A 24430-nucleotide genomic window follows, 5' to 3' on the forward strand; every position below is an offset into this window, starting at 1 on the left:
CCTGTGGGAGAGTAGGACGCCGCCGAACAATTTTTGGAGAAAACCCCGCACCTTTCGGTGCGGGGTTTTCTGCGTTTAAGGTCGTTCCATGCGCTATGACCTGGTCATCTTCGACAACGACGGCGTCCTCGTGGACAGTGAGCCGATCTCCAACCGGCTTCTCGCCGGCTATCTGACCGAGCTGGGTCACCCGACGTCGTACGAGGACTCCCTCCGGGACTACATGGGGGCCGCGATGCACCGGGTTCATGACCTGATCCAGGAGCGGACGGGCCGGCGGCTCCCCGAGGACTTCGACGACGTGTTTCATGGGCGGGTCTTCGCCGCCTTCGAGCAGGACCTGGAGCAGGTGCCCGGCGTCGTCGGCGTGCTGGAGAAGCTCGCCGCGGACGGGGTGCCGTACTGCGTGGCGTCGTCCGGGAGCCATGAGCGGATTCGCGTGGGGCATCGGAAGACCGGACTGGACCGGTGGTTCGACGGCGGGCGCATCTTCAGCTCGGAGGACGTGGGGCGGGGGAAGCCGGCGCCCGATCTCTTCCTGCACGCTGCCGAGCGGATGGGGGTCGCGCCGGAGAAGTGTGTTGTCGTCGAGGACAGTCCGCTCGGCGTGCGGGCGGCTGTCGCGGCCGGCATGGACGTCTACGGGTTCACCGCCATGACGCCCGCCGCGAAGCTGTCCGGGGCGACTCATCTCTTCGCGACGATGGGAGAGTTGGCCGACCTGTTGGTATGACTCCGGGCGGCTTGGCGCGAGGAAGCTGAGCGGAATTCACCTTTGGCTGGATCTACCCACGGGTAGGCCGGGGCCCTACGCTCGCGGCCATGACTGATGTGCTGCGGCGCGGCAGGGCCTCGTTGGCGTTCAGCTTCTTCACGCAGGGCGTCACCTTCGCTCTGCTCGTGACGCGCATCCCGGCCATTCAGGACCGGTACGGCGTCTCAGACGCGCTGCTGCCCGTCTTCCTGGCGGCCGTACCGATCCTGGCGGGTGTCGGCAGTGTGGCGACCGAGCGGCTGGTGCGGCGGATACGGCCGGGGCGGCTGCTGCGTTGGTCCCAACCGGTGGTGCTCCTGTCGCTGTTGGGGGTGGGGCTGGGCGACCGGATGGCGGGACTGGCCGTGGCGCTCGCCGCGTTCGGGCTGGCCGTGGGTGTGCTGGACGCGGCGATGAACATGCTCGGGGTGAGCCTGCAGCGGGCGTACGGACGCAGCATCATGCTCGGGTTCCACGCGGCCTACAGCCTGGGCGGGATCGTGGGCGCCTCGTTGGCCTGGGTGGGGGCGCACTGGGATCTGGCGCTGTGGGTGTCGTATCTGCCGGCCGTGGCGGTGTTGCTGCCCGCCGCGCTGGTGGGGAGTCGGTGGTACGTCGATGAGACCGCCGCGCAGGGCCCGGTCGGGGAGCCGCGGAAGACGAGGGAGGGCGCGGGTGTCGGCTTCAAGGTGCTGATGCCGCTGTGCCTGGTGATGACGTTCGCGTACATCGGGGACTCGACGGTCTCCAACTGGAGCGCGAAGTACCTCCAGGACGTGCTGGGGAGCTCGGAGCAGCTGGCGACGGTTCCGTACAACGTGTACATGGTCACCACGCTGGTGGGGCGGGCCGTCGGGGACTTCGGGGTGCGGCGCTTCGGTGCCGTGGCGGTGGTGCGGTGCGGTGCGGTGGTCGCGGCGGGCGGGTTCGCCGTGGTGGCCGGGGCGCCAGGGGCGTGGGTGGGGATGCTCGGGTTCACGCTGCTGGGGCTGGGGTTGTGCGTGCTGGTGCCGCAGACGTTCGCGGCGGCCGGGCGGCACGCCTTCGAGACCTACGGTCCGGGCGCTTCGGACGCGGCTGTGGCGCGGCTCAATGTCTTCAACTACGTGGGGTTCCTGATCGGTTCGCCGTTGGTGGGAGCGCTCGGGGACGCCTGGAGCTACCGCGGGGCCATGCTCGTGCCGATGGTGTTGGTGCTGGTGACGCTCGTGCACGCAAGGTCGTTCGCGGCTCAACCGGACCGATACGGTGGCGGGCATGAGCGGCCGCGCACAGCTGATGTGGGACGAGGCAGTAACGGGCTATGACTTCGGGCCGGAGCATCCGATGGATCCGGTTCGGCTCGCCCTGACGCGACGACTGGTCGGTGCCCTCGGGCTCGACCGGGAAGTGGAGGTGGTCGCGGCGAAGCCCGCCGGGGAGTCGACGCTGCGGCTCGTGCACCGGGAGGACTACATCGACGCCGTGAAGGCGGCTTCCGTGGATCCCGGGTCGGCGGACGGGTCGTACGGGCTGGGGACGATGGACGATCCGGCCTTTGCGGGGATGCACGAGGTGTCCGCGCTGATCGCGGGACAGTCGGTGGGGGCGGCGGAGGCGGTGTGGCGCGGGGACGCGCTGCACGCGGTGAACTTCGCGGGCGGGCTGCACCATGCGATGCCGGGGAGCGCGTCGGGGTTCTGTGTGTACAACGACGCGGCGCTGGCGATCGCGCGGCTGCTGGAGCTGGGGGCGGAGCGGGTCGCGTACGTGGACGTGGACGTCCATCACGGCGATGGTGTGCAGGCGGCGTTCTGGGAGGATCCGCGGGTTCTGACGATCTCGCTGCACGAGCATCCGCGGACGCTGTTTCCGCAGACCGGGTGGCCGGAGGAGACCGGGGCCGACCGCGCGGAGGGGTCGGCGGTGAATGTCGCGCTGCCGGCGGGGACCGGGGACGCGGGGTGGGTGCGGGCGTTCCACGCGGTGGTGCCGGAGCTGATCGCGGACTTTCGGCCGCAGGTGCTGGTGACGCAGCACGGGGCCGATACGCACTTCGAGGATCCGCTCGCGCATCTGGCGGTGTCGCTGGATGCGCAGCGGGCGGTGCAGCTGGCGTGTCACGAGCTGGCGCACGAGTACGCCGGGGGGCGGTGGGTGGCGTTGGGCGGGGGCGGTTACGCCGTGGTGGATGTGGTGCCGCGGTCGTGGACGCACCTGGTGGGGATCGCCGCGGGGCGGCCGGTGGAGCCGGAGACGGTGATTCCGGAGGGGTGGCGGCAGGATGTGTTCGCGCGGACGCGGCAGTTGGGGCCGATGCGGATGACGGATGGGCGGTGGCCTGTTTCCTGGGCCTCTTGGGAGGCCGGGTACGACCCTGCGGATCGGTTGGACCAGGCGGTGTTGGCGGCTCGGCGGGCGGTGTTTCCGCTGCGGGGGTTGTTGGCGTGACGGTGGTGCCGGGGGACGCCGCCCTGTGGTCCGGCGTTGGCCATGGTGCCCGGCGTGGGGGCGGGCCGAGGGTGGGTCGCGCGGCCCGGCGCTGACGGGGTGCCGCTGCGCCCACCCGTGCCGCCCCTCCTGGGGGTACCTCCCAGGCCGCTCAGGCACTGGGGGAGGCACGACTGCCCGCGGCTGCGACGGCGGCGACGGCGGCGGCTGCGGCGGTGGAGGCGGTGGCGGGGCGGGATTGCCCGCAGCTACGGCGGCTACGGTTCGGGGGCCGGGGGCGGCGTGACTGCCCGCAGCGAGGGCGGCGACGGCCGTGGCGTTACGCCGACCGAGGGTAGTTTTCGGTGTTCTGGTCCTTTCGGGGGGCTTCGTTCGTCAGCATCGAGGGTGTGCTGACCCGCGGAGCGCTCCGGGACCATCTGCTGGCCGTTCGTCTTGCCGGGGTCGTGGCCACTCCCCGGGAGGTGAGTCTGCGGAGTTACCGGTTGTTCGCCGCTCGGGACCCGCGCATGCTGATCGGGATCGATCCGGTGGGTACCTGGGGGCAGCGGGACGTGATCGGGTTGATGGCGGACAGGTGTGGGGTTTCGGCCGACCCGCGGTGTACTTCGGGTCAGGATGTGATCGATCCGGAGCGGACGCTGACCGCTCTGGACGCCTTCGCCGGGCGGCTCGCCGTCGTCGCTCAGCGTCGCGACCCGGTGCTCCTCGGCACCGGGCACCCCCATCGACTGCTCGGTTTCTACGCCGCCTTGGCCGATGCGCTGTCGGCGGCGGGATGTAGGGTCCTCACCCCGGCGCAGGGTCGCCGTGTCGACATAACGACCCGGTTCGGCCTACGCACGTACAACCTCGACTACGTCCGGGGAGTCGCGTTGGTGCGGGAACCGGGCGCGCCCCGCGCCGGTGGTGAGCCCGGCGCACACACGCATTCGCCCCTCCCGGTTCGTGCGGCGCTGGCCGCGGCGGCCGAGGCCGGCGGACCCCTGCCCGAGTTGGTGATCGGGGACCACGGATGGGTCTGCGGAGCAGGTCAGCTGGGGTTCGAGGCCATCGGGCCGGCCGATACGGACGATCCCGCGCTCTTCGTGGGGGAGGCGGAGGGGTCCGTGTCCGTCGTCGTTCCACTTGATGACGGTGTGCGGTCTGATTACTACCTGCCGCTGACCCGCTACGTACTCAATCGGGCGTGTCTGTCCCAGTAGGACGCCGATGGATGCACCTCTTCCCCATTCGCATCACCCGCACCTACATTGGGGAGTGAGCACGCAGCGACGAAGAGTCACCGGAAGGGGAAGCCGGTGGCCGTCGAGTGCGGAAGGTTCAGGTGTGTCATGGCTGCAGCTGGCGAAAGGCCTCTGAACGAGGTTCAGTTCCTTACCGTGGCGGAGGTCGCCTCGGTGATGCGAGTGTCCAAGATGACCGTGTACCGCCTGGTGCACAGCGGTCATCTGCCCGCGATCCGGGTGGGACGGTCGTTCCGTGTCCCGGAGCAAGCGGTTCACGAGTACCTCCGCGAGAGCTATGTGGGGGTGGAAACAGCCTGACGGCGACCGGGGGAGTCCTCAGGGCTCGTCGGACCTCTCCCGGTTTCCCTCTCTCGCCCTCACCCCTCGATTACGACCTCAGCGCCGGGGCGGGTAGGCTAGCCCCTCGTAGGTCGTGTGGGCCCATGGCGCCCAAACAACCGAGTGATGAGAAGTGAGCGAGGGTAGTCGTGGGCTCTGTTATCAAGAAGCGGCGCAAGCGGATGGCCAAGAAGAAGCACCGCAAGCTGCTCAAGCGCACGCGCGTCCAGCGTCGCAACAAGAAGTAAGCGACGCGGCTGCGCGAGAGCGTGTCCTGTGGCCCCCCACCGCACCAGGTGGGGGGCCACAGTCGTGTCCGCAGCCCCAGCGGGAACGAGCGCGATTTCTCGTCACTTGCTGCATCCGGCGGTCATCACAGCGCAACACCGAGCGGCTAAGTTGGCCCCCGGGCGGGGAACGCGGCAGGGTACGAGCAGGTGGACGACAAGAGCCGGGCTGGGACCGTACTAGGGCGGAAGGAAGGCGCTGATCTTGGGAAAGGTCGTGCTCGTGACCGGTGTGGCCCGTCAGTTGGGGGGCCGCTTCGTACGGCGGATCCAGCGTGATCCCGACGTGGACCGGGTCGTCGCCGTGGACGCCGTTCCGCCGGAGCACCATCTGGGCGGCGCCGACTTCGTACAGGCCGACATCCGGCAGCCGACCATCGGGCGGGTGCTCGCCGAGACGGGCGCCGACACGGTCGTCCACATGGACGTCACTGGCACCCCGCTGGGCAGCGGCAGCCGGACGTCGGTCAAGGAGACCAACGTCATCGGCACCATGCAGCTGCTCGGTGCCTGCCAGAAGTCCCCCACCGTGAAGCGGCTCGTGGTCAAGTCCAGCACGAACGTCTACGGGTCCGCGCCCCGCGACCCGGCGGTCTGTACCGAGACGACACCGCCCAAGTCCCTGCCCAGCGGCGGCTTCGCCAAGGACACGGTCGAGGTCGAGGGGTACGTGCGGGGCTTCGCGCGCCGGCGGCCGGACGTCGCGGTGTGCGTGCTGCGGTTCGCCAACATCCTCGGCCCGACCGCCGACACGCCGCTGGCCTCGTACTTCGCCGTGCCGGTGCTGCCGACCGTCTTCGGATACGACCCGCGGCTGCAGTTCGTGCACGAGGACGACGTGATCGAGGTGCTGCGGATCTCCTCGCACGAGCCGCGGCGGGGCACGCTGAACAGCGGCACCTTCAACATCGCCGGTGACGGCGTCCTGCTGCTCTCCCAGTGCTCGCGGCGCCTCGGCCGGCCCACGGTGCCGCTGCTGCTGCCGGCGGTCACCTGGGCGGGCTCCCTGGTGCGTACGCTGGGGATGACGGACTTCTCTCCCGAACAGATCCGGCTGCTCACTCACGGGCGGGTCGTGGACACCACACAGATGCGCGAGACGCTGGGTTTCCGGCCGAAGTACACGACGGCGCAGACGTTCGCGGACTTCGTGCGCGGCCGAGGGCCCGGACTGCTTCCCCCGCAGGCCGTTGCGGGGGCCGTCGACCGGATCGCGGCGCTGTCCCTCCGGGGCAGTGGCCACCCCCCGACGCAGAGCGCCAACTGAGGAGCGCATCAACGATGGCGGATGCCAAGGTCATTCCGTTCGACGACGACCGGTCCCGCGGAAGCGCGGTGCAGCGCCCGTCGCGGCGCCGGAACACGGGGAGCCGGCGCAAGGGCACCGCGGAGCCCGCGCCGGTACGCGAGGTCCAGCCGCTGCCCGTCAGGGGCGCCGCGCAGGGCGATGCCCCTGTGACGCACGAGGAGGAGCCCTCGAGGCCGTCCCGGCAGCGGCCGGCGGACGACGGCGGTCTGGAGCGGCGCATCGCCGGTGGCCTGGCCTTCCTGCGCCGCCGCCTGACCGGTGACTACGAGGTCGACGACTTCGGCTACGACGCCGAACTCACCGACCAGGTGCTGATGTCCCTGCTGCGGCCGGTGTACGAGAAGTACTTCCGGGTCGACGTGAAGGGCGTGGAGAACATCCCCGCCGAGGGCGGTGCCCTGATCGTGGCCAACCACTCCGGGACGCTGCCGCTGGACGGCCTGATGATGCAGGTCGCCGTCCACGACCACCACCCGGCCGGCCGGCACCTGCGGCTGCTGGCGGCGGACCTGGTGTTCGTGCTGCCGGTGGTCAACGAGCTGGCCCGCAAGCTCGGCCACACCCTGGCGTGCTCGGAGGACGCCGAGCGGCTGCTCGGGCAGGGCGAACTGGTCGGGGTGATGCCGGAGGGCTTCAAGGGCATCGGCAAGCCGTTCAGCGAGCGCTACAAGCTGCAGCGCTTCGGGCGTGGCGGTTTCGTCTCCACGGCCCTGAGGCAGGGCGTGCCGATCATTCCGTGCTCGATCGTCGGGGCGGAGGAGATCTACCCGATGATCGGCAACGCCAAGACCCTCGCGAGGCTGCTGGGCTTCCCGTACTTCCCGCTCACGCCGACCTTTCCGTGGCTCGGTCCGCTCGGTGCGGTGCCGTTGCCGACGAAGTGGACGATCCAGTTCGGTGAGCCGATCCCCACGGACGGCTATCCGCCGGAGGCCGCCGAGGACCCGATGCTGATGTTCAACCTGACCGATCAGGTCCGGGAGCAGATCCAGCACACGCTCTACAAGTTGCTGGTGCAGCGGCGGTCGGTGTTCTTCTGACGGTGTGCGTACGCCGACGGGGGCGCCCCTCGCTGGGAAGGGGCGCCCCCGTCGGTGTATCGCTGTCTCAGTCCGCGTCCTCGCCCTGGATGCCCAGGCCGGGCAGCAGGCCCGGGAGGAGCGGGGGAAGCGTGACGTCCGGCTCGGGGGTCGGGGTCTTGTCGCTCGTGGACGGCGAGGCGCTGCCGCTGTCCTTCGGCGGGTCGAGCAGACCGCCTCCCGTGCCGCCGCCGAGCAGGCCGTCACCCTCGCTGCCGGATTCCGCCGACTCGCTGGGGCCGCGGCTGCCTTCCCGGCCGCTGTCGGACGAGCCGCTGCTGCCGGTGCTGGGGGTAGCCGAACGCCCGGCGCCGGGGGTGTCGGTGGACGCCGACCGGGATCCGCCCGGGCGGTTGTCGTCGGTGTCGTCCTGGGCCGGGGGCTGCGGGAGCAGGGATCGCAGCGGGGCCACGTCCTCCTCTATGGCGTCGAACACCGACGACACCTGCTCACTCACGTCCCCGAGCTGCACGGGCAGCCTGTCGCGCAGCGCTCCCCAGGCGTCCTGGTGGGAGCGGGAGAAGGCGGACAGGGCCTGCATGGGGCCGAGCGAGTCGGGGTCGCGGGCGTAGGCCGCGCTGAGCAGCCGGTGGCCCTCGGACGCGTCGTGCTGGACGCCGGCCAGGGCGCGGCGGACCTCGCTGAGGGACTCGTGGTCGAGGTGGCCGCTGCGGCCGCGCTCCATGAGCCGGCGCGCTTCGCCGAGCCGGGTGGAGGCCTGGTCGAGGTAGGCCCGGCCGCGTTCGTCGTCCCCGTCGGTGAGGCCGAGCCGGAAGTCCTCGATCCCGCGTTTGAGTCCGTAGAGCGAGTCACCGGGCAGGGCGTCCGAACTGGCGGCGGCGACTCCGCCGAAGGCTCCCGCGGCGACACCGACGCTCAGTCCGCCCGCGGTGAGGCCCTTGGCCAGCCGTGTGCGCGGCCGGAACCTCTTCAGTGGGGTCGCCCGGTGGGCGCCACGGGCCCGGCGCTGTCCGGGCACCGAAGGGTCCGCCGCCTCGCCGCCCGTGGAGCCCTCCTGCAGCATGGCCTCGAACGCGGCCACCAGCTGGGCCCGCTGGACGACCTTGACCTCGGGGTCCAGCTCGGGCCGGGGCAGCGTCTCCAGGCCGGCGGCGAGGGTCAGCAGACGACCCTGCTCGGTCTTGTCCGCGGTGGCCCGGGCCGGGGCCGGTCCCTCGGACTGCTCGGCCGCCGCGCCCGGATCGGACTGCTCCTCCAGAGCCTGGGCGAAGGCGTTCGCCCGCCGGTGCGCCGATACGTTCGCGATCACTGGCGGCACCTCCTCTCGTCATGACGGTCGACTCCCCAGGGGGTCCTGAGGGTTGCACGCCCCGACCACCGCCACACGAACGTGTGATCGGAGTCGGCCAGGGGGTGACCACAGGGAGCCTGCATCCCGCACAACGAGCGGCGCGGCACTTGGGTTACGGACGGCGGGCGAGTGGACCGTGGAGTCAACGGACTTTCACCGTAGGTGACTTGGGGGTTGCGGAGGGTCGTCGCGCCGGATCTCAGCGCGCGTCGTCCGGGAGCAGCCGGGCGAGGGTCCGGACGGCCCGGTACTGGAGCGTCTTGATGGCGCCCTCGTTCTTCCCCATGACGCGAGCCGTCTCGGCGACGGAGAGGCCCTGGAGGAAGCGGAGCGTCACGCACTCCTGTTGCTGTGGGTTGAGCCGCCGCACGGCGTCGAGGAGGGCGGCGTTGGAGAGGGATTCGAGGACGGAGTCCTCGGGGGAGCGCTCGACCTCGTTGGCGTCGAGCATCTCGCCGGTGGTGACCTCCAGGCGGAAGCGGCTGGACTTGAAGTGGTCGGCGACGAGGTTGCGGGCGATGGTCACCAGCCAGGCGCCGAAGTCGCGGCCCTGCCAGGTGAAGGTGCCGATGCGCCGCAGGGCCCGCAGAAAGGTCTCGCTCGTGAGATCCTCGGCGGTCGCCTTGCCGCCCACGCGGTAGTAGATGTAGCGGTACACGGTGTCGCTGTACTGGTCGTAGAGCCGTCCGAACGCGTCGGCCTCGCCGGCCTGGGCGCGCTCCACCAGGTCCATCATCCGGGCGCTGTCGCTGTCCGCGGCAGGCCGGCGGGCGGTGGCGGCGGTCCCGGACGGCCGCCCGCGTCTGCCTACGGCGGCGCCGCTCTCGGCGAGTGCGTAGCACGGGCCGACAGGGGCGGTGGCCGCGGCGAAAGCGGGGACGGCGTACGCGGTGGGGACGACACCGCGCAACAGGTCTTGGACCGATTTGACCGTTGCGCGCAGCGTAGCCAGGCCCGAGGCGTCAACCCCGACGTGTGGGTACACGGGACTCCCAGAGGCAGAGCTTCCATCACGTGCAGTGCGGGACCGTTCACCCGTCGTGGCGACGGAGGGGTACCGGTTTGCGTCTGAGGAGAATAACGCTTCGTGCAGGCCCTGCTACGCCCAGTTGCTCAAATCATCGATTACGTCGCTTCTGTAACCGATTGGCGCTCGTTCGGGTGTCACATAGTGATCACCGGCTGACCGGAACGGTTCGCGTTCCGGGTGACTACAGAGCGTGTTGTGGCCGATGTGAGAGAAGGGGACTGCGGAGGGGGCCGCGGGGGTACGTGATTCGGATTGGCCGGCGACCGGGGTGTCAGCGGCGGCGGCGGTGCAGGGCGATGGCCGCCGCCGTGCCGCCGGCCACCGCGCCCACGCCGGCGGCCGCGGGGATGCCGACCTTGGCCGCCTTGCGGCCCGTGCGGTAGTCGCGCAGGCGCCAGTCCAGTTCGCGGGCGTGTTTGCGCAGTTTCGCGTCGGGGTTGATCGCGTACGGGTGGCCGACCAGCGACAGCATCGGGATGTCGTTGTGCGAGTCGCTGTAGGCGGCGCAGCGGGAGAGGTCCAGGCCCTCCGCCGCCGCCAGTGCCCGCACCGCCTCGGCCTTCGCCGGGCCGTGCAGGGGCTCGCCGACCAGCTTGCCCGTGTAGACGCCGTCGAGCGACTCGGCCACCGTGCCCAGCGCGCCGGTCAGGCCCAGGCGGCGGGCGATCACCTGGGCGATCTCCACCGGGGCCGCCGTGACCAGCCAGACCCGCTGCCCGGCGTCCAGGTGGGCCTGGGCCAGCGCCCGCGTCCCCGGCCAGATGCGCTCGGCCATGTACTCGTCGTAGATCTCCTCGCCGATCGACTTCAGCTCGGAGACGCGGTGGCCCTTGACGATCGACAGGGCCGAGTCGCGGGCGTCCTGCATGTGCTCCGGGTCCTCGAACCCGGCCAGCCGGAACCATGCCTGCTGCCAGGCGAACCGGGCGAGGTCGCGGGTCTCGAAGAACTTCCGCTTGTACAGGCCCCGGCCGAAGTGGAAGAGGGCGGCGCCCTGCATCACCGTGTTGTCGAGATCGAAGAACGCGGCCGCCCTGTCGTCGCCGTGGACCGGGAACTCCGGTTCCTCGCCGGTGCCGGAGACGGGAACGTCCTGCGTGGACTTGCGGGCGGCCTCCGCCGAGGCCTCGCCTGCCAACACGCTCCGCGCCGTGGCGGAGCGCCTACGGGGGGTGAGCCATCCGAGAGCGGCCATGACGGTGAGCATAGCCAGTTTGTTCGGGGGTTCCGGAGTCGAGAGGTTCGGGCGCTGTGAACTCTCGGCGACCGTGTCGTTAAAGAACCGGCGCGCCGGGCGCGTCGGCGTGCCGACCCGGCCGGTGGCCCCCTCGCCGCGGAGGAGCCCCCCGCCGCCCCCGCGCGCGCGAGAATGGCCGGCATGACCCCTCTGTTCCGCCGAAAGAACCCACAGCCCCCTCATCACCCCGAGCACCATCTCGTCACCCTCATCCGCAAACCCGGCTGCCATCTGTGTGATGACGCACAACGCGTCGTCGAGAAGGTGTGCGCCGACCTCGGCGTCCCCTGGGAGGGGAAGGACATCACCGAGGACCGCCGACTCCACGACCAGTACTGGGAGCAGATCCCCGTCGTACTCGTCGACGGAAGGCAGCACACCTTCTGGCGTGTGAACGAGGAACGCCTGCGCAAGGCACTGACCGAGCAGTCCAAGTAGTCCGGATGGTCGCTTAGGATCGATGGCGACTTGGTCTCGGGGGCGTTGATCGTGAGGAGCGTGTGCGGCTTTGCCCCCGATGGGAGAGGAACGCGTGTGCGCGTGCGCCGGTTCCCGGTTCACACGCCGGGGGCGCGTGAGTCCGGTCACGTTGGCTGGGCAAATCGGACACCATCTTTGTGCACGCGTTCACAAAGACATAGCCTGCATTCGACGGGGCGGTCATGTAGGGACGTATGACCGCCTACAGCCCCGCTCTACCCGCAGGAGCACCGTGGCAACTGGCCGAACACACCGACCGGCGACCCGCAGCCGAGGGATTCCCGAGGCCACCGTCGCCAGGCTTCCGCTGTACCTCCGAGCCCTCACCGCACTGTCGGAGCGCTCGGTCCCCACGGTCTCCTCCGAGGAGCTGGCGGCCGCGGCGGGAGTCAACTCCGCGAAGCTGCGCAAGGACTTCTCCTACCTCGGCTCCTACGGGACCCGGGGCGTCGGCTACGACGTCGAGTATCTCGTCTACCAGATCTCCCGGGAACTGGGCCTCACCCAGGACTGGCCGGTTGTGATCGTCGGTATCGGTAACCTCGGTGCCGCCCTCGCCAACTACGGCGGTTTCGCCTCCCGCGGTTTCCGGGTCGCGGCGCTCATCGACGCCGACCCCGGCATGGCCGGCAAGCCCGTCGCGGGGATCCCGGTGCAGCACACCGACGAGCTGGAGAAGATCATCCAGGACAACGGCGTGTCGATCGGCGTGATCGCGACGCCCGCCGGTGCCGCCCAGCAGGTCTGCGACCGTCTCGTGGCCGCCGGTGTCACCTCCATCCTGAACTTCGCGCCGACCGTGCTGAACGTCCCGGACGGCGTCGACGTGCGCAAGGTCGACCTCTCCATCGAGCTGCAGATCCTCGCCTTCCACGAGCAGCGCAAGGCCGGCGAGGAGGCCGCGGCCGAGGCCGCCGTCCCCGCCGCCGCCCGCAAGGCGTCCACCGACCAGGGACCCGACGGGGACGTTCCCGCCGTGATGCCGGCATGAGCCTCCTCGTCGTCGGACTGAGCCACCGCAGCGCCCCGGTCAGCGTGCTGGAGCGGGCCTCCCTGAGCGCGGACGCCCAGCTGAAGCTGCTCCAGGACACCGTCGCCGCCGAACCGGCCACCGAGGCCGCGGTGCTCGCCACCTGCAACCGCATCGAGCTCTACGCCGACGTGGACAAGTTCCACGCCGGTGTCGCCGAGCTGTCCACGCTGCTGGCCCAGCACAGCGGGGTCGGCCTGGAGGAGCTCACTCCCTATCTCTACGTGCACTACGAGGACCGGGCCGTCCACCACCTGTTCTCGGTGGCCTGCGGCCTCGACTCGATGGTCGTCGGCGAGGGCCAGATCCTCGGCCAGATCAAGGACTCCCTGGCCAGGGCGCAGGACCTGCACACCGCGGGCCGCCTGCTGAACGACCTGTTCCAGCAGGCCCTCCGGGTGGGCAAGCGCGCCCACTCCGAGACCGGCATCGACCGCGCCGGGCAGTCCCTGGTCACCTTCGGCCTTCAGCAGCTGGCCGCCGGCGGAGACGTCCAGCAGTGGGCCGCGGGCAAGAAGGCCCTGGTCATCGGCGCCGGTTCGATGTCGTCGCTGGCCGCCGCCACGCTGGCGCGCGCCGGTGTCGCCGAGATCGTCGTCGCCAACCGCACCTTCGAGCGGGCCGAGCGGCTCGCGCAGATCCTGAGCGAGGGCGACGACACGGACGTGGCGGCCCGCGCGGTACCGATGGAGTCGGTGCCGGTGGAACTGACACGTGCCGACGTGGCCGTCTCCTGCACCGGCGCCACGGGACTCGTCCTCACCGCCGACGCCGTCGCGACGGCGGTCGAGGGCCGCACCGGGGAGCCGGTCGCGGAGATCGACGACCGTCCCGTGGTCACCGAGGCACCGCTGCCGTCCGCCGGCGTCGGCGCCGAGGACGGCTGCCCGCTCGACCTGTCGGCCGTGCCCTCGGGCTTCTCAGTCATGGGGGAGGCCGCCGTGGCCGGCATGGACGCGGCGACGCTGGAGCAGCACGCCGCCTGGGTCGCGGGCGGGACGGCCGTGGACCGGCCGCGTGAGACCGGGCGGCCCAGCCCCGAGGCGGACGCCGAGCTGATCACCGCGCTCGCCGCGACCGCGGCCACCGTCGGACGCATCCCCGAGCGGCGCCGGCCCGAGCCGGTCGCCGAGGTGCCGCGCCCGCAGCCCGTGATGTTCCTGCTCGACCTCGCCATGCCGCGCGACATCGACGCCGCCGTGCACCGGCTGACCGGCGTGCGCCTGGTGGACATCGAGTCGCTCGCCGAGGCCTCCGCCGACGCGCCGATGGCGTCCGACGTCGACCAGGTCCGCCGGATCGTCGCCGACGAGGTCGCGGCCTTCGGCGCCGCCCAGCGGGCCGCGCACATCACGCCCACCGTCGTCGCCCTGCGCAGCATGGCCGCCGACGTGGTGGCCGGCGAGATCGCCCGGCTGGAGGGGCGGCTGCCCGGCCTGGACGACAAGCACCGCGCCGAGATCACCCAGACCGTCAAGCGTGTGGTCGACAAGCTGCTGCACGCGCCGACGGTACGGGTCAAGCAGCTCGCGGCCGAGCCCGGCGGCGCCGGGTACGCGGACGCGTTGCGCACCCTGTTCGACCTCGACCCCGAGACGGTGGCCTCCGTCTCCCGCGCCGAGAACAGCACTGAGAAGAACCGAGGGCCGGCATGACTGAGAAGGCACTGAGGCTGGGGACCAGGCGGAGCAAGCTCGCCATGGCCCAGTCCGGGCAGGTGGCGGATGCCGTGAGCCAGGTGACCGGTCGGCCCGTTGAGCTGGTCGAGATCACCACCTACGGCGACACCTCCCGCGAGCACCTGGCACAGATCGGCGGCACGGGCGTGTTCGTGGCCGCACTGCGCGAGGCCCTGCTGCGTGGTGAGGTCGACTTCGCGGTTCATTCGCTCAAGGACCTCCCCACCCAACCGCACGAGGGCCTGGTCCTGGCCGCCGTACCCGAGCGCGAGGACCCGCGGGACGTGGTCGTCGCCCGGGACGCGCGGAAGCTGACCGACCTGCCCCGCGGGGCGCGCATAGGTACGGGGGCGCCGCGCCGCATGGCGCAGCTGAACGCGTACGCGCGCAGCCACGGGCTGGAGATCGAGACGGTTCCGATCCGGGGCAACGTCGACACCCGCATCGGATACGTCCGCAGTGGCGAGCTCGACGCCGTCGTGCTGGCCGCCGCCGGGCTGAACCGGGTCGGCCGCATCGACGAGGTGACCGACTTCCTGTCGGTCGACACGGTTCTGCCGGCTCCCGGCCAGGGGGCCCTGGCGATCGAGTGCACCGCGGACAACTCGGAGCTCATCGCCGCGCTCGCCGAGCTCGACGACCCGTTCACGCGGGTCGCCGTGACGGCCGAGCGGTCACTGCTCGCCGCCCTGGAGGCCGGCTGCAGCGCGCCCGTGGGCGCGTTGGCCGACCTGTTGGCCGACGGGCAGATTGTCAAGGAAATGCGCCTGCGCGGTGTCGTCGGTACGACCGACGGTTCCACGCTGGTGCAGCTGTCCACCACCGGTCCCGTGCCCCAGACGCACGAGGCGGCACTGGCATTCGGTCGCGAACTCGCCACCGAGATGCTCGCCCAGGGCGCGGCCGGTCTGATGGGGGAGCGAGCACATTGAGCCCCACCACCCTTCCCGCCGGTCCGGAACACGGGCACGTCACCTTCCTCGGTGCCGGACCCGGAGATCCGGGACTGCTGACTCTGCGCGCCGTGGAGGCGCTGGCGAACGCGGACGTCCTCGTCGCCGAGCACGAGGTGCTCGACGTCGTACGCACGCACGCGAGGCAGGGCGTAGCCGAAGTGCACACGGACGCGGATCCGTCCACGGATTCCTCCGCGAACCCGGATCCGGGCACAGGCACGCCCAGACTGGCGGTTGTTGACGGCGCGTCAACCACCTCCGGTGTCCCCGCTGTGCGGGATGCCGCACATCTTGTCATGGAGGCCGCGCGGGGCGGCAGGCGGGTCGTCCGTGCGGTGACCGGGGACCCCGGGCTCGACGCGTACGCCGCCGAGGAGATGCTGGCGTGCGCCGCGGCCGGGGTGCCGTTCGAGGTCGTCCCCGGCATCGCGACCGCCGTCGGCGTGCCCGCGTACGCCGGTGTCCCGCTGCGCGACTCCGAGGGCGCCGACGTGCGGTTCGTGGACGCCAGTACGGCCTCGGACCGCTGCTGGACCGAGGTGGGCGCCTCCGACGGCACGGTCGTGGTGTCGACGACGCTGGACTCGGTGGCCGCGGCCGCCGGTGAGCTGGTGTCGGCGGGCCGCAAGCCGGACACCCCGCTGACGGTGACGATCGCCGGTACGACGACCCGGCAGCGCACCTGGACCGCCACCCTGGGCACGATCGCGCAGACGCTGAAGCAGGCCAAGGTGCTGCCGTCGGCGGACGGCGGCCGGCCGGTGATAGCCGTGGTCGGTGAGCGTTCCGCCGCCGCCCGGCGCGACCAGCTGTCGTGGTTCGAGTCCAAGCCGCTGTTCGGCTGGAAGGTGCTCGTGCCGCGTACGAAGGAGCAGGCGGCGTCGCTCTCCGACCAACTGCGGTCGTACGGGGCCGTGCCGCACGAGGTGCCGACGATCGCCGTCGAGCCGCCGCGCACGCCCCAGCAGATGGAGCGGGCGGTCAAGGGCCTGGTGACGGGCCGGTACGAGTGGATCGCGTTCACGTCGGTCAACGCGGTGAAGGCGGTCCGGGAAAAGTTCGAGGAGTACGGGCTGGACGCCCGTGCCTTCGCGGGCATCAAGGTCGCCGCGGTGGGCGAGCAGACCGCCAAGGCGCTGATCGCCTTCGGTGTGAAGCCGGACCTGGTGCCCAGCGGCGAGCAGTCGGCCGCGGGCCTGCTGGAGGACTGGCCGCCGTACGACCCGGTCTTCGACCCGATCGACCGGGTGTTCCTGCCGCGCGCCGACATCGCCACGGAGACGCTCGTCGCCGGCCTGATCGAGCTGGGCTGGGAGGTCGACGACGTCACCGCCTACCGGACCGTGCGCGCGTCGCCGCCGCCGGCCCAGACCCGCGAGGCGATCAAGGGGGGTGGCTTCGACGCGGTCCTGTTCACCTCGTCGTCCACGGTGCGGAACCTGGTCGGCATCGCGGGCAAGCCGCACAACGTGACGGTGATCGCCTGCATCGGCCCGGCGACGGCGAAGACGGCCGAGGAGCACGGCCTGCGGGTCGACGTCATGGCTCCGGAGCCGTCGGTGCACAGGCTGGCGGAGGCGCTGGCCGACTTCGGCCTGCGGCGCAGGGCCGCGGCGATCGAGGCCGGGGATCCGGTGACGCGGCCGAGCGAGCGTCGGCCGGGCGCGCGGCGCCGGCGGTCGACGACCTGAGCGGTACGGCGGTGCCCCGCACCCGGGTGATCGGGTGCGGGGCACCGCCGTCTCCGGGACCGGCGGCGGGACGCCCGCGGCAGGGCCGGTCGGGACGCCCGGGGCGGGGGAGGGGGCCCGTGCGTCGGTGCCGCTTGCGCCACGGGTGCCGAGGCCGCACGGGGGCGGTACCTCAGTGGTGCCAGGCCCGGCCGCCCGTGTTGTGGATGAAGCGCTGGAGCACCTTCATGGTGGTCAGGTACTCCTCGTCGGAGATGCCCGCGTGGCGTTCCGTCCACAGGTCTTCCTGGAGGGCCGCGGCCTTCTCGTGGAACGCCCTGCCCTCGGGAGTGAGGGCCAGGTGGCCCTCGGGAGTCTCGGTGATCCAGCCCTGGGTGATGGTCGTGTCGATCTCCGACTCCATGGCCTCCGGGCCCGTGTCGAGGTAGTTCCGCAGGAGGCGGGAGATCTCGTCGCGGGTCTTCGGCGTGTCCGCGCGGGCGGTCTGGGCGAGGACCCACCACTGCGGTTGGGTGGTGCCGATCTCGGCGAGGGCGGCCCGGGTGCGGGTGACGACGGCCTTGTAGGCCGCCCAGCTCCAGTAGCCGATGGGCTGTCGGATCAGTTCCGCGTCGGTGTGTGTGTACTCCATGAGGCCGACCGTAGAAACTGAAGTTTGCTCGAGGTCAAGGGCCGGGCGGGCCGACTGCGCGTCGGCAAAGGCACGGGTGGGGCGGGCGTAGCGTAGGTGGCATGACGACGTACGGATCCTTTCCCGGCACCCGGCCCCGGCGTCTGCGGACCACCCCCGCCATGCGTCGGATGGTCGCCGAGACCAGGCTGCACCCCGCCGACCTCATCCTCCCCGCCTTCGTGCGCGAGGGCGTGAGCGAACCGGTGCCGATCGCCGCGATGCCCGGGGTCGTGCAGCACACCCGGGACACCCTGAAGAAGGCCGCCGCCGAGGCGGTCGAGGCCGGGATCTCCGGGATCATGCTGTTCGGCGTGCCGGAGGAGGCGAAGAAGGACGCCGCCGGCACCGCGGGTACCGATCCGGACGGCATCCTCCAGGTCGCGCTGCGGGACGTGCGGGCCGAGGTCGGGGACGAGCTGCTCGTCATGTCCGACCTGTGTCTCGACGAGTTCACCGACCACGGGCACTGCGGTGTGCTCGACGCCGAGGGGCGGGTGGACAACGACGCCACGCTGGAGCGGTACGCCGAGATGGCGCAGGTGCAGGCCGACGCGGGCGCGCACATCGTGGGCCCCAGCGGGATGATGGACGGCCAGATCGGGGTCGTCCGGGACGCCCTCGACCAGATCGGGCGGGAGGACGTCGCGATCCTCGCCTACACCGCCAAGTACGCCTCCGCCTTCTACGGGCCCTTCCGCGAGGCCGTCGGGTCGTCGCTGCAGGGGGACCGGAAGACCTACCAGCAGGACGCCGCCAACGCGCGGGAGTCCCTGCGGGAGCTGGCGCTCGACCTGGAGGAGGGCGCCGACATGGTGATGGTGAAGCCGGCCGGCCCCTACCTCGACATCCTGGCCCGGGTCGCGGACGCCGTGGACGTGCCCGTCGCCGCCTACCAGATCTCCGGCGAGTACTCGATGATCGAGGCCGCCGCCGAGAAGGGCTGGATCGACCGCGACCGGGCGATTCTGGAGACCCTGACCGGCATCAAGCGGGCCGGTGCGCGCAACATCCTGACCTACTGGGCGACCGAGGTCGCTCGCACGCTGCACTGAAGGGCCTCGGCCTGGGCCGCGCCGTCCGGCGGCCCGGGCAGGGCGTGCGCGGCCTTCAGTAGGTGAGGGCCGTGTCCATGCTCGGCTGCCAGTAGGTGACCGTCAGGGCGTCGTCGACGTGGACGCCGCCGGAGGGCAGGGCGACCGTGGCGACGGAGCCGTCGTCGAAGGGGACCGTCAGCGTGTTCGCGGTGTATCCGTCCCCGGCGCTGCCGTCGGCGGCCGACAGCAGCACGCCCGCGTAGCCGGACTTGCCCGGCTCCAGGGTCGTGACCGCCTGCGGCTTGGTCTCCTCCGCGACCGGCGGCACGGACTGGGCCTCGCCGAACCTCGCCATCGGGTAGGCGGGCAGGTAGCACGTCCTGGAGCCGGTGTTCGTCGCCGTCAGCAGCAGGTGGTTGATCGGGCGGGGCACGTTCGTGGCGGTGATCTTGACGCTCGACGCGGAGCACTTGCCGGGCTTCGTGTCGTCGTCCTTGTCGCCGGCCTGGGAGCCGTTGCCGCCGGAGCCGCCGTTCGAGCCCGACGCGTTGCCGGAGCCCGAGCCGGAGGAGCCGGAGGAGCTGCCGGAACCGGTCGAGGCGTTCGAGCCGCCCTGTCCCTGCGCACCGGCCGAGTCGCCGGCGTCCGGACCCGCGCCGGTGGACGCGCCGGCCGACGGCTTGGACGTGACCGTGGCCGTCGCGGAGGAGGACGGGTCCTCGGCGCCCGTGTCCGAACCGCCCTGACAGGCCGTCAGAGCGAGCGCGGCCAGCGCGACCGTGGTGGCGGCGAACAGGCGGGTGCGGGTGGTGCGTGCGGACATGACGGGTCCCCTTCGAGTGGGAGTCGGAGTGGGCCGCTCGACCGTTGGCCGGGAGCGGCTGCTTGGATGACCACAGCGTGGGGCAGGATCCGTCCCGGCCGCCAGCAACGCCGGGACATGCGGGACGCTGGGACGCTGGGACGGCTCTGACCTGGGGAAACGGTGTCCTTCTGGGATGCGGTACGGGGACGCGGGGAGAGGGAGAGACGGTGGCGGGGGACGACTTCGCGGGGCTGCTGCGGGAGTTGAAGGAGCGGTCCGGGCTCAGTTACGGCGCGCTCGGCAAACGGCTGCACATGAGTGCGTCGACGCTCCACCGGTACGTCAAGGGGGAGGTCGTCCCGACGGAGTTCGCGCCCGTCGAACGCCTGGCCCGGCTGTGCCGGGCGACGCCCGAGGAACTCCTCGAACTCCATCGCCGCTGGATCCGCGCGGATGCGCTGCGCGGCGTGAAGTCGGGGAAGCCCGCCGAGTCGGGGAACCCTGCCGAGTCGGGGAAGCCCGCCGAGTCGGGGAAGCCCGCCGAGTCGGGGAACCCTGCCGAGTCGGGGAAGCCCGCCGAGTCGGGGAACCCTGCCGAGGGGGAGCCGGCTGCCGAGGCGGAGAGTGCCGACGCCGCGGAGGAAAGAGATGACGCGGAGAGAGCCGGCGAGCCGGAGAAGGGCGCCGAGGCGGAGACCCCGCAGACGGAGACCCCGGCGCCCGAGGGCGGGGACGAGCCCCCGGAGCCCCCCGCTCCCGTCGTCCCGGCCGGCGCGGGCGTACCCGCCGCCCCCCGGACCGACCACGACGACGCGCCGCTCGTCACCATGGGCCCGAGGCGCCCCCGCCCCCGGCGCACCGCGCTGTACGCCGCGACCGGGGTCGCCGCCGTCGCCGCTGCCGTGGCGCTCGTGGTGAACCTGATCCCGGACGGGGAGTCCGGCGGACGCGACGTGCCCGCGGGGGCCGCCGGGGTCACCGTGTCGCCTTCGGCGTCGGTGCCGCCGTCGCAGTCCACCGGATCGCCCTCCCCGAGGGGGAGCGGCACGGCCTCGCCGTCCACCTCCGCGTCCCGGAAGAGCACGGCCACGCCGAGCCGCACGCCGTCCCAGGACGGGAAGCCCGCCGGTTCCGCCGAGCGGGACGGCCCGGCCGAGGGCGGCGGTTCGGTGACCGTGCAGACCACGCCGTACTACTGGGACTCCCCCTGCGACCAGAACTTCCTGGTCGACCGCAGCCCGCAGAACGTGCCGAAGCCGCCCGCCCAGCAGGACGCGGTCGGCTGGGCCACCGCGCTCGGCGCCGTCTCCGCCGACCGGCAGACGGTGGCGCTCACCGTGCAGGGAACCGGCCCGGAGACCGTGGTCCTCAACGCGCTGCACGTCCGTGTCGTGCGCAGCGACGCGCCGCTCGACTGGAACGAGTACGCGGTGGGCATCGGCTGCGGCGGCGGGGTCGGCACCAAGTCGTTCGACGTCTCGCTCGACCTGGGCAACCCCCTGGCCACCCCGGTCAACGGGCAGCGGAACTTCCCGTACAAGGTCAGCGAGTCCGACCCCGAGGTCTTCTACGTCAACGCGCACACCAGCGGACACGACGTCCGCTGGTACCTGGAGCTCGACTGGTCCAGCGGCTCCCGGCGCGGCACGGTCCGCATCGACGACCAGGGCAAGCCGTTCCGCACCAGCGCCTCCGGCATCGACTACTACGGCTACCCGCTCGGCGGCAGCGCCTGGGAGCACTTCGACGGCACCTGATCCTCCAACCGGCGGGCGACGTAAGGTGGTTGCGCGCGTTGATCGCTCCCGCGCCCCGCGTTCCCTTCCGGGGCGCGCGTACCGTTCGTCACGACTTCCGACGGAGAGCCCATGCCCGGTGACGCCCTCAGCCAGGACCCCGCGGAGCTGAGAAGGAGGATCGACAGCAGCAAGGCGCACCCGGCCCGCGTCTACGACGTCTTCCTCGGCGGCAAGGACCACTACCCCGCCGACCGCGCCGCGGCCGCCGCCGGACTCGCCGCCAACCCGCGCGGCTACCTCGACGTGCGGCACAACCGCGACTTCCTGCGCCGCGCGGTGACCGAACTGGCGCGGCAGGAGGGCATCCGCCAGTTCCTCGACATCGGCACCGGCCTGCCGACCGCGGAGAACGTCCACCAGATCGCCCAGCGCATCGCCCCGGAGTCACGGGTCGTCTACGTCGACAACGACCCGGTCGTCCTCGCCCACGCCCGCGCCCTGCTCACCAGCGGGCCCGAGGGGCGCACGGACTACATCGACGCCGATCTGAAGAGCCCGGCCCGAATCCTCGAACAGGCCGCACAGACCCTCGACTTCGACCGTCCCGTGGCCCTCTGCCTCGTCGCCATCCTGCACTTCGTCGAGGACGAGGAGGCGTACCCGATCGTGCGGGAGCTGGTCGACGCGCTGCCCGCCGGCAGCCGTCTCGTCCTCAGCCACCTCACCGAGGACCTCAACCCGGAGAACATCCGCGCGGTCCAACGCACCTACACCGAGCGGGGCTTCACCTTCGTGCTGCGCTCGCGGAAGGACGTCGAGCGCTTCTTCACGGAGAGCGGGCTGGAACTCGCCGACCCGGGCGTGGTCCCGGTGCACCACTGGCGGCCGGACCACGCCGCGCCCGTGCCCGAGCAGCCGGAGGCGTCCTATCTGGCCGGGCTCGACGACATCGAGAAGGTCCGCTACAAGGACATCAACGACGTCACCGACGCCGACATCAACGTCTACGCCGGTCTGGGTGCCAAGGGCTGACGGGCCGTCGGCGCCCGCAGCGGTGTCCGTATCACGGAAACCTGCTTGTAGACAGCACGTACTTCCCTAGGCTGCGGGAACGAGCCGTCACCGCAGCCGAAGGGACCGTGCATGACCATCACCGAAACCGCGCCCGCCCTCGCCCCCGCGCCCCCGCTGGCCGAGCGGACCCGGTCCATCGGCGGTTCGCCCGTACGGGACATCCTCGCCGTCACCGCCCGCCCCGAGGTGATCAACTTCGCGGGCGGGCTGCCCGCCCCGGAGCTGTTCGACGCGGAGGGCATCGCCGCCGCGTACCAGGCCGTCCTCGCCGAGACCCCGGCGCGGGCACTGCAGTACTCCACGACCGAGGGGGAGCCCGCCCTGCGGGCCGCCCTCGCCGCCCGGACCTCGGCGCGCGGCCTGGCCACCGACCCCGACGACCTGCTCGTCACCACCGGCTCGCAGCAGGCGCTGTCCCTGCTCGCCACCGCGCTCCTCGAACCCGGCGACGCCGTCCTCGTCGAGGACCCCTGCTACCTCGCCGCCCTCCAGGCCTTCGGCTTCGCGGGCGCACGCGTGATCGCCGTGCCCGGCGACGAGCACGGCCCCGACCCGCAGGCGCTGGAGGAGCTGGTGGCGCGCGAACGCCCCAAGCTGCTCTACACCGTGCCCACCTTCCAGAACCCCACCGGCCGCACCATGCCGGCCGGCCGCCGCGCCGCCGTGGCCGACGTCGCCGCCCGGCTCGGGCTGTGGATCGTCGAGGACGACCCGTACGGGGAGCTGCGCTTCGAGGGCGAGCGGGTGCCGTGGATCGCCACCCACGACGGCGCCCGCGACCGGACCGTGCTGCTCGGCTCCTTCTCCAAGGTGATGGCGCCCGGCCTGCGCCTCGGCTGGCTGCGGGGCCCCGCCGAACTGCGCCGGGCCTGCGCGGTGGCCAAGCAGGCCGCCGACCTGCACACCCCGACCGTCAACCAGCTCGCCGCCGCCCGCTACCTGGCGGACCGTGACCTGGACGCCCACGTCACCCGGGTCGCCGCGGCCTACGGGACGCGCCGGGACGCCATGCTCGCGGGCCTGGCGGACGCCCTGCCGGCGGGGTCGGTCTGGACCCGTCCCGAGGGCGGCATGTTCCTGTGGGTCCGGCTGCCGGAGTCGTACGACACCACCGCCCTGCTCCCGGAGGTGGTCCGGCACGACGTGGCGTACGTCCCCGGCGCGCCCTTCCACGCGGGTGCGCCCGACCGCTCGACCCTGCGGCTGTGCTTCGTGACCCAGACGCCGGACGAGATCGCGGAGGGGCTGCGCCGGCTGGGCGAGGCGCTGCGGACGGCCGTGGGCGGGTCCTGAGTACCGGGACCGGCCGGCGGGCCGCCAGGCCGTGACCTAGGTCCAAGGGCCGAGTCGGGCTCGGGCCGTGGAGGGCGGACGGGGCGGGCGAGGGGTCCGTACGGTGTGCGTATGGCTGACAGCGCACGGACGACGCCGTTCGACCTCGACGGGTATCTCAAGCGGATCGGCTGGGAGGGGGAGCCGCGGCCCGACGCGGCCACGCTGCGGGGCGTGCACCTCGCCCACCTCCGGTCCGTCCCGTTCGAGAACCTCGACCCCCTGGGCGGTACGGCGCCCTCCCTCGACCTCGGCGACCTGATGGCAAAGCTGGTCCACTCCCGGCGCGGCGGCTACTGCTACGAGCACAACACGCTGTTCGCGTCCGCGCTGCGGGCCCTGGGGTTCCGGGTGACGCTGCTGGCCGCGCGGGTCGTCGTGGGCGCCGAGCGGATCGAGGACCGGCCCCGCACCCACATGGCCCTCCTCGTCGAGGCCCCCGGCGATCCGCAGCCGTACCTGGCCGATGTCGGCTTCGGCGCGATCGGGTCGCTGCTGGAGCCGGTGCCGTTGACGGCGGACACGGAGTTCCACGACGCCGGGCGCCGGCACCGGCTGGTGCACGTGCCGCACCACGGACCGCTGGAGATGTGGGTGCTCGAGGCGCACCGCGGGGCCGGGGCCGGCTGGGAGGCGCAGTACGCCTTCACCACCGAGCCCTTCGAGGCGCCCGACTACGAGGTCATCAACTGGCACATCGCCACCAACCCCCGATCGCCCTTCTCCCGGCGGCCCTACGTGCAGCGCCTCATGCCGGACGGCCATCTGCTGCTCGACGGGAACCGGCTCACCGAGACCCGCGCCGACGGCACGGTCACCGTGCGGGAGCTGACCGAGGAGGCGGAGGCACGCCGGGTCCTGGAGGAGGACTTCGACATCGACGTCCCGGCCGGGCTGTCACTGCTCGGCACCTGAGCCGGCCCGTACACGC

23 protein-coding genes are annotated in these 24430 nt (G+C 72.0%); 18 read left to right on the forward strand and 5 right to left on the reverse strand.

The features are described from left to right. The first annotated feature begins 88 nt into the window (after positions 1–88). From IE260_RS38810 to IE260_RS38845, 8 genes are all read left to right on the forward strand, one after another. On the forward strand, positions 89–733 hold the full coding sequence (locus IE260_RS38810) for an HAD family hydrolase (protein WP_189880628.1): 645 nt from the start codon (positions 89–91) through the stop codon (positions 731–733). Positions 734–822: 89 nt separating this feature from the next. Next, positions 823–2061, forward strand: a complete 1239-nt coding sequence (locus IE260_RS38815) for an MFS transporter (protein ID WP_189880630.1) — start codon at positions 823–825, stop codon at positions 2059–2061. Next, positions 2012–3184 (forward strand): acetoin utilization protein AcuC, encoded by a 1173-nt coding sequence (locus tag IE260_RS38820; RefSeq protein WP_189880631.1) that lies wholly within the window; start codon positions 2012–2014, stop codon positions 3182–3184. Before IE260_RS38815 ends, IE260_RS38820 begins: the two co-directional genes overlap by 50 nt. 389 nt (positions 3185–3573) lie before the next feature. After that, entirely contained in the window at positions 3574–4389 is an 816-nt protein-coding gene (locus tag IE260_RS38825) for a phosphatase (protein ID WP_189880633.1), read from the forward strand. Positions 4390–4518: 129 nt separating this feature from the next. Next, positions 4519–4731 carry a helix-turn-helix domain-containing protein gene (locus tag IE260_RS38830; RefSeq protein WP_004984898.1) on the forward strand — a complete coding sequence of 71 codons (213 nt, stop codon included), beginning with the start codon at positions 4519–4521 and terminating at the stop codon, positions 4729–4731. A gap of 170 nt (positions 4732–4901) precedes the next feature. Next, the gene (locus IE260_RS38835; protein ID WP_003948845.1) at positions 4902–5000 is read left to right on the forward strand and encodes a 30S ribosomal protein bS22; all 99 of its coding nucleotides are present in this window, start codon (positions 4902–4904) and stop codon (positions 4998–5000) included. Between the two features lie 244 nt (positions 5001–5244). Beyond that, positions 5245–6306, forward strand: a complete 1062-nt coding sequence (locus IE260_RS38840; RefSeq protein ID WP_189880635.1) for an NAD-dependent epimerase/dehydratase family protein — start codon at positions 5245–5247, stop codon at positions 6304–6306. A gap of 14 nt (positions 6307–6320) precedes the next feature. Beyond that, a complete protein-coding gene (locus tag IE260_RS38845) occupies positions 6321–7388 on the forward strand; it encodes a lysophospholipid acyltransferase family protein (RefSeq protein ID WP_189880637.1) in 1068 nt (355 codons plus the stop codon). A 67-nt stretch (positions 7389–7455) separates the two neighbouring features. Here the strand turns inward: IE260_RS38845 and IE260_RS38850 are convergent, their stop codons facing one another. The 3 genes from IE260_RS38850 to IE260_RS38860 all read right to left on the reverse strand — a co-directional run bounded on the left by IE260_RS38850 (position 7456) and on the right by IE260_RS38860 (position 10964). Beyond that, positions 7456–8697, reverse strand: coding sequence for a DUF5667 domain-containing protein (locus IE260_RS38850; protein ID WP_189880638.1), 1242 nt, complete (start codon positions 8695–8697; stop codon positions 7456–7458). A gap of 241 nt (positions 8698–8938) precedes the next feature. Further along, positions 8939–9724 carry an ECF subfamily RNA polymerase sigma factor, BldN family gene (locus IE260_RS38855; RefSeq protein ID WP_189880640.1) on the reverse strand — a complete coding sequence of 262 codons (786 nt, stop codon included), beginning with the start codon at positions 9722–9724 and terminating at the stop codon, positions 8939–8941. A gap of 316 nt (positions 9725–10040) precedes the next feature. Further along, positions 10041–10964 (reverse strand): HAD family hydrolase, encoded by a 924-nt coding sequence (locus IE260_RS38860; RefSeq protein WP_189880642.1) that lies wholly within the window; start codon positions 10962–10964, stop codon positions 10041–10043. A gap of 174 nt (positions 10965–11138) precedes the next feature. On the opposite strand from IE260_RS38860, the gene IE260_RS38865 reads away from it, so the two are divergent. From IE260_RS38865 to IE260_RS38885, 5 genes are all read left to right on the forward strand, one after another. Beyond that, positions 11139–11444: a glutaredoxin family protein gene (locus tag IE260_RS38865; RefSeq protein WP_229881744.1), complete on the forward strand. Its 306-nt coding sequence runs from the start codon at positions 11139–11141 to the stop codon at positions 11442–11444. Between the two features lie 274 nt (positions 11445–11718). After that, a complete protein-coding gene (locus tag IE260_RS38870) occupies positions 11719–12477 on the forward strand; it encodes a redox-sensing transcriptional repressor Rex (RefSeq protein WP_189880646.1) in 759 nt (252 codons plus the stop codon). Next, positions 12474–14171, forward strand: a complete 1698-nt coding sequence (locus IE260_RS38875) for a glutamyl-tRNA reductase (protein ID WP_189880648.1) — start codon at positions 12474–12476, stop codon at positions 14169–14171. Before IE260_RS38870 ends, IE260_RS38875 begins: the two co-directional genes overlap by 4 nt. Beyond that, entirely contained in the window at positions 14168–15127 is a 960-nt protein-coding gene (hemC, locus tag IE260_RS38880) for a hydroxymethylbilane synthase (RefSeq protein WP_189880650.1), read from the forward strand. The genes IE260_RS38875 and hemC overlap by 4 nt, the downstream gene beginning before the upstream one ends. After that, on the forward strand, positions 15124–16842 hold the full coding sequence (locus IE260_RS38885; protein ID WP_189880652.1) for a bifunctional uroporphyrinogen-III C-methyltransferase/uroporphyrinogen-III synthase: 1719 nt from the start codon (positions 15124–15126) through the stop codon (positions 16840–16842). Before hemC ends, IE260_RS38885 begins: the two co-directional genes overlap by 4 nt. Positions 16843–17014: 172 nt before the next feature. Here IE260_RS38885 and IE260_RS38890 read toward each other — a convergent pair whose 3' ends face one another. After that, positions 17015–17473: a MarR family winged helix-turn-helix transcriptional regulator gene (locus IE260_RS38890; protein ID WP_189880654.1), complete on the reverse strand. Its 459-nt coding sequence runs from the start codon at positions 17471–17473 to the stop codon at positions 17015–17017. 101 nt (positions 17474–17574) lie between these two features. Here IE260_RS38890 and hemB point away from each other — a divergent pair, with 101 nt between their 5' ends. Then, positions 17575–18567 carry a porphobilinogen synthase gene (hemB, locus tag IE260_RS38895; protein ID WP_189880655.1) on the forward strand — a complete coding sequence of 331 codons (993 nt, stop codon included), beginning with the start codon at positions 17575–17577 and terminating at the stop codon, positions 18565–18567. 55 nt (positions 18568–18622) lie between these two features. On the opposite strand, the gene IE260_RS38900 is transcribed toward hemB, so the two are convergent. Continuing rightward, positions 18623–19372: a DUF4232 domain-containing protein gene (locus IE260_RS38900; RefSeq protein ID WP_189880657.1), complete on the reverse strand. Its 750-nt coding sequence runs from the start codon at positions 19370–19372 to the stop codon at positions 18623–18625. A 209-nt stretch (positions 19373–19581) separates the two neighbouring features. Between IE260_RS38900 and IE260_RS38905 the strand changes: the two genes are divergently transcribed. From IE260_RS38905 to IE260_RS38920, 4 genes are all read left to right on the forward strand, one after another. Continuing rightward, positions 19582–21111: a helix-turn-helix domain-containing protein gene (locus IE260_RS38905; RefSeq protein ID WP_189880659.1), complete on the forward strand. Its 1530-nt coding sequence runs from the start codon at positions 19582–19584 to the stop codon at positions 21109–21111. A gap of 111 nt (positions 21112–21222) precedes the next feature. Next, a complete protein-coding gene (locus IE260_RS38910; RefSeq protein WP_189880661.1) occupies positions 21223–22125 on the forward strand; it encodes an SAM-dependent methyltransferase in 903 nt (300 codons plus the stop codon). Between the two features lie 111 nt (positions 22126–22236). Beyond that, the gene (locus IE260_RS38915; protein WP_189880663.1) at positions 22237–23460 is read left to right on the forward strand and encodes an aminotransferase-like domain-containing protein; all 1224 of its coding nucleotides are present in this window, start codon (positions 22237–22239) and stop codon (positions 23458–23460) included. Between the two features lie 111 nt (positions 23461–23571). Continuing rightward, entirely contained in the window at positions 23572–24414 is an 843-nt protein-coding gene (locus IE260_RS38920) for an arylamine N-acetyltransferase family protein (protein ID WP_189880665.1), read from the forward strand. Positions 24415–24430 lie beyond the last annotated feature (16 nt).

Origin of the sequence: Streptomyces viridiviolaceus, from assembly GCF_014650995.1 — a bacterium.
Taxonomy (GTDB): Bacteria; Actinomycetota; Actinomycetes; order Streptomycetales; family Streptomycetaceae; genus Streptomyces; species Streptomyces viridiviolaceus.

What these genes read in the sequence shown, in the direction of transcription:
- IE260_RS38810 (WP_189880628.1), top strand. Translation starts at nt 89, where the DNA reads ATGCGCTATGACCTGGTCATCTTCGACAACGACGGCGTCCTCGTGGAC.
- IE260_RS38815 (WP_189880630.1), top strand. Translation starts at nt 823, where the DNA reads ATGACTGATGTGCTGCGGCGCGGCAGGGCCTCGTTGGCGTTCAGCTTC.
- IE260_RS38820 (WP_189880631.1), top strand. Translation starts at nt 2,012, where the DNA reads ATGAGCGGCCGCGCACAGCTGATGTGGGACGAGGCAGTAACGGGCTAT.
- IE260_RS38830 (WP_004984898.1), top strand. Translation starts at nt 4,519, where the DNA reads ATGGCTGCAGCTGGCGAAAGGCCTCTGAACGAGGTTCAGTTCCTTACC.
- IE260_RS38845 (WP_189880637.1), top strand. Translation starts at nt 6,321, where the DNA reads ATGGCGGATGCCAAGGTCATTCCGTTCGACGACGACCGGTCCCGCGGA.
- IE260_RS38860 (WP_189880642.1), bottom strand. Translation starts at nt 10,964, where the DNA reads ATGGCCGCTCTCGGATGGCTCACCCCCCGTAGGCGCTCCGCCACGGCG.
- IE260_RS38865 (WP_229881744.1), top strand. Translation starts at nt 11,139, where the DNA reads ATGGCCGGCATGACCCCTCTGTTCCGCCGAAAGAACCCACAGCCCCCT.
- IE260_RS38875 (WP_189880648.1), top strand. Translation starts at nt 12,474, where the DNA reads ATGAGCCTCCTCGTCGTCGGACTGAGCCACCGCAGCGCCCCGGTCAGC.
- hemC (WP_189880650.1), top strand. Translation starts at nt 14,168, where the DNA reads ATGACTGAGAAGGCACTGAGGCTGGGGACCAGGCGGAGCAAGCTCGCC.
- IE260_RS38890 (WP_189880654.1), bottom strand. Translation starts at nt 17,473, where the DNA reads ATGGAGTACACACACACCGACGCGGAACTGATCCGACAGCCCATCGGC.
- hemB (WP_189880655.1), top strand. Translation starts at nt 17,575, where the DNA reads ATGACGACGTACGGATCCTTTCCCGGCACCCGGCCCCGGCGTCTGCGG.
- IE260_RS38900 (WP_189880657.1), bottom strand. Translation starts at nt 19,372, where the DNA reads ATGTCCGCACGCACCACCCGCACCCGCCTGTTCGCCGCCACCACGGTC.
- IE260_RS38910 (WP_189880661.1), top strand. Translation starts at nt 21,223, where the DNA reads ATGCCCGGTGACGCCCTCAGCCAGGACCCCGCGGAGCTGAGAAGGAGG.
- IE260_RS38915 (WP_189880663.1), top strand. Translation starts at nt 22,237, where the DNA reads ATGACCATCACCGAAACCGCGCCCGCCCTCGCCCCCGCGCCCCCGCTG.
- IE260_RS38920 (WP_189880665.1), top strand. Translation starts at nt 23,572, where the DNA reads ATGGCTGACAGCGCACGGACGACGCCGTTCGACCTCGACGGGTATCTC.